The sequence below is a fragment of the Pseudomonas sp. P4_C3 genome, assembly GCF_056402075.1.
The window spans coordinates 1-3,939 of sequence record NZ_JBFUIC010000351.1 but is presented as its reverse complement, the minus strand read 5'-3'; the positions used below and the strand labels follow the sequence as shown (position 1 = coordinate 3,939).

General features: G+C 56.6%; 4 protein-coding genes, 1 tRNA gene and 1 pseudogene. 2 read left to right on the top strand and 4 right to left on the bottom strand.

Features of this window, described 5'->3' with window-relative positions:
- Window positions 1–592, top strand: a pseudogene (tcuB, locus tag AC1DVH_RS27340) (tricarballylate utilization protein TcuB); the annotation flags it as partial.
- 47 nt (window positions 593–639) lie between these two features.
- Window positions 640–1,941: a tricarballylate/proton symporter TcuC gene (gene tcuC / locus AC1DVH_RS27335; RefSeq protein WP_477756421.1), complete on the top strand. Its 1,302-nt coding sequence runs from the start codon at window positions 640–642 to the stop codon at window positions 1,939–1,941.
- Window positions 1,942–2,234: 293 nt separating this feature from the next.
- Here the strand turns inward: tcuC and AC1DVH_RS27330 are convergent.
- The 4 genes from AC1DVH_RS27330 to AC1DVH_RS27315 form a co-directional block, all read right to left on the bottom strand.
- A tRNA-Pro gene (locus AC1DVH_RS27330) sits at window positions 2,235–2,311 on the bottom strand.
- 89 nt (window positions 2,312–2,400) lie between these two features.
- On the bottom strand, window positions 2,401–2,757 hold the full coding sequence (locus AC1DVH_RS27325; protein WP_003179985.1) for a MerR family transcriptional regulator: 357 nt from the start codon (window positions 2,755–2,757) through the stop codon (window positions 2,401–2,403).
- Window positions 2,738–3,040 (bottom strand): integration host factor subunit alpha, encoded by a 303-nt coding sequence (ihfA, locus tag AC1DVH_RS27320; RefSeq protein WP_002553164.1) that lies wholly within the window; start codon window positions 3,038–3,040, stop codon window positions 2,738–2,740. Before ihfA ends, AC1DVH_RS27325 begins: the two co-directional genes overlap by 20 nt.
- Before the next feature lie 3 nt (window positions 3,041–3,043).
- Window positions 3,044–3,939 (bottom strand): phenylalanine--tRNA ligase subunit beta (locus tag AC1DVH_RS27315; protein ID WP_477756420.1); only part of this gene is annotated, 896 nt, incomplete at its 5' end.

Sequence of the window (3,939 nt, the reverse complement as noted above, 5' to 3'; positions counted from 1 at the left end):
GCCACTGCCATTGAAAACGTCCGCTGCATTGGAGGCTACGGCCAACGTCGCGAAGCTCAAATACCTGGACGGCGGCCATGGCGAAGGCTGCAACAACGCCAACGATCAATTCACCTTGTGGCGACGCCGATTCCATCACCTCACCTTCTACGGCTTCATGCTGTGCTTCGCCGCCACCGGTGTCGCCACGCTCTTTCACTATCTGCTGAAGTGGTCGGCGCCTTATCCGATCTTCAGCTTGCCGGTGATGTTGGGTATTGCCGGTGGCATCGGCCTGCTGATCGGCCCCGCGGGTCTTCTTTGGCTGAACCTGCGTCGCGACCCTGCGCACGGCGATGAGAACCAAAAACCCATGGATCGCGGCTTCATCGCACTGCTGTTTCTGGTCAGCGCAAGCGGCCTGGCGCTACTGGCTTTCCGTGAAACCAGCGCTCTGGGCTTGACGCTGGCTATCCATCTCGGTCTGGTCATGGCGTTTTTCTTGACCATGCCCTACAGCAAATTCGCCCATGGAATATTCCGCAGCGCAGCGCTGCTCAAACACGCCATCGAGAAGCGTCAACCCAACCCGATCAACGCCGGCAGCGACTGACGGTTAAAGCACTCATTCCAAAAACAATAGTGAGCATAACGGTAGCCATGATGAAAACGACAACGGCAACAACCCGAGCAAAGGGGTCCAAATTAGGCGCCATTTTGCGGGTCACCAGCGGTAACTTTCTCGAGCAGTTCGACTTCTTTCTGTTCGGGTTCTACGCGACCTACATCTCCCAGACTTTCTTTCCAGCCACCAGCGAGTTTGCCTCGCTGATGATGACCTTCGCGGTATTCGGCTCCGGATTCCTGATGCGTCCGTTAGGCGCCATTGTGCTGGGGGCGTACATCGACAAGGTGGGCCGTCGCAAGGGACTGATCGTGACGCTGTCGATCATGGCCGCCGGTACCGTATTGATCGCCCTGGTGCCGGGCTATGCCGCCATCGGCGTGGCGGCACCGATTCTGGTGTTGTTGGGCAGGCTGCTCCAGGGCTTCTCCGCCGGCGCGGAAATGGGCGGTGTTTCCGTGTACCTGGCGGAAATTTCCACCCCTGGTCACACCGGTTTCTACACCAGTTGGCAATCGGCCAGCCAACAGGTGGCGATCGTCGTCGCGGCGGCGTTGGGCTACACGATCAATGCCACGATGCAAGCCGCTGAAATCGCCGATTGGGGCTGGCGTATTCCGTTCTTCATTGGCTGCGTGATCATCCCGTTCATTTTCATTATTCGCCGCTCACTGGAAGAAACCGCTGCCTTCACTGCTCGCAGCCATCGTCCAACAACTCGCGAAGTTTTTCGCTCGATGCGTGACAACTGGCGCACCGTACTGGCGGGCGGCTTGCTGGCGTCCATGACCACCACCACGTTCTACCTGATTACGGTCTACACACCGACGTTTGGCAGAACAGTTCTGAACCTGAGCACCACCGACAGCCTGGTGGTCACACTGCTGGTCGGCATCAGCAACTTTATCTGGCTGCCTATCGGCGGCGCCCTCTCCGACCGCATTGGCCGTCGGCCACTCTTGCTGGCGATATCGTTGCTGTGCATCTTCACCGCCTATCCCGCCATGCACTGGCTGGCAGAGGCGGCGAGTTTCGAACGTCTGCTCGCCGTGCTGCTGTACTTCTCATTCTTCTTTGGCATTTACAACGGCGCCATGGTCGCGGCACTGACCGAAGTCATGCCACAGAACGTGCGGGTGGTCGGGTTTTCACTGGCCTTCAGTTTGGCCACCGCGGTGTTTGGCGGTTTTACCCCGGCAATCTCGACGCTGCTTGTCCAGGCCACGGGCGACAAGGCATCACCTGCCTACTGGCTGATGTTCGCGGCGGTGTGYGGGTTCACAGCGACGACGATTCTGTATCGTCGGCAAAAAGCTTTGGCAGTCAGAACCGTTTAGTTCCTCGATCGCCGACGCTTACCACGCGTCAATCCACGGCGGGAACCGAATTAATTTCGGCCGGTAACGTAAGGCAGAAACCGGCCAATAGCACCGTTAACATGCGACAGGGATTATCCCAAAAACAGTCGTCAATTCACTCATAAAGCAGGGACCATAGCCCTCCCCCAGGACACATTCCGGCCTTGATATCTGCTGAAGATTCCACCCAGAGCCAGTCGTTTTGTAGGGGTAAAAACGAAGAAAAATAAAAAGGGGTCGCGAGATAAAATCTCGCAACTCCTTGAATTATATGGTCGGGACGGAGTGATTCGAACACTCGACCCCTAGCACCCCATGCTAGTGCGCTACCGGACTGCGCTACGCCCCGACTAGGCGTGAAACTCATCCCTCACCTCGAGGAACGCTCAAGAATATATCGCAAGCTTTTGAAAACTGGAAGTATTTAAAAGCAGGAATTTATTTCTTGAGTACCACCAGAACATCTTCGAGCTCGGCGATCATCTGGCGGATCATTTGCTTGTATTGGGTGGTGTCGTCTTTGGCYTCATCRCCGGACAAGCGCAGGCGCGCTCCGCCGATGGTGAACCCCTGATCRTAAAGAAGCGCGCGGATCTGCCGGATCATCAGCACGTCCTGGCGCTGATAATACCGRCGGTTTCCGCGGCGTTTGACMGGGTTGAGTTGAGGAAACTCCTGCTCCCAGTAGCGCAGCACGTGTGGTTTWACCGCACACAGCTCGCTGACTTCACCAATGGTGAAGTAGCGTTTGCCCGGGATGACGGGGAGCTCGTCGTTATGACTTGGTTCCAGCATAAGCCTCAACTCGGGCCTTCAACTTCTGCCCTGGACGAAAGGTGACCACACGGCGAGCCGTGATCGGGATTTCTTCCCCCGTTTTCGGATTGCGGCCAGGCCGCTGGCGTTTGTCCCGAAGGTCGAAATTGCCGAAACCGGACAATTTGACTTGTTCGTTGTCTTCAAGAGCGTGCCTGATTTCTTCAAAAAACAGTTCGACCAATTCCTTGGCCTCCCGTTTGTTCAGGCCCAGCTCTTCATACAGACGTTCCGCCATCTCAGCTTTCGTCAGAGCCCCCATACGTCACTTCCTTAACGTGGCGTTCAACCTTTGTTCGAGCGAGGTGAGGATGTTTTGCGTTGCGGTATTCACCTCATCGTCATTAAGAGTGCGCGATGGATGCTGCCAGGTCAAGCCGACTGCGAGGCTTTTTCTATCAGGATCAATGCCTTTACCCTGATACACGTCAAATAGCCTGAGGTCTGTCAGCCATTCGCCTGCATTTTCACGGATTACGTCCAGTACAGCCGTGGCTGCAACGTCTTTATCCGCAATCAGTGCAAGGTCACGACGAACTTCAGGAAAGCGTGATAACTCGTGGAATTTTGGCATTTTGCCCGACGCCACTTCCGCCAGAACCAACTCGAAGACGAAGACCGGACGGTCGAGACCGAGGGTTTTCGACAACTCAGGGTGGATCGCGCCAATGAAGCCGACCAGACGACCATCACGCTCGATGCGCGCGGTTTGACCCGGGTGCAACGCTGGGTGTTTGCCCGGCACGAAAGTGAACGCTTCCAGAGCACCGGCGAAGCCCAGCACCGCTTCGACGTCAGCCTTGACGTCGAAGAAGTCGACGGTATCGCGACCCTGCGCCCAGCCTTCCGGCAGGCGACTACCGCAAACAACACCCGCCAACATCGGCTCTTGCTTCAGACCTTCGAGCTGACCAACGAAACGCAGGCCGCTTTCGAACAGACGCACGCGATCCTGCTGACGGTTCAGGTTGTGCTGAAGCGCCTTGACCAGACCTGGCCACAGCGACGAACGCATGGCAGCCATGTCATTGGAGATCGGGTTAGCCAGCAGCAGCGGCTCAACACCCGGATTAAACAGTTCGAACTGTTTCGGATCGATGAAGCTGTAGGTAATGGCTTCCTGATAACCACGGGCAACCAGCAGGCGGCGCAGTTCAGGCA

Bases quoted from the DNA above. Each gene is read 5' to 3' on its own strand.
- ihfA (WP_002553164.1), bottom strand. From the start codon at position 3,040: ATGGGGGCTCTGACGAAAGCTGAGATGGCGGAACGTCTGTATGAAGAG.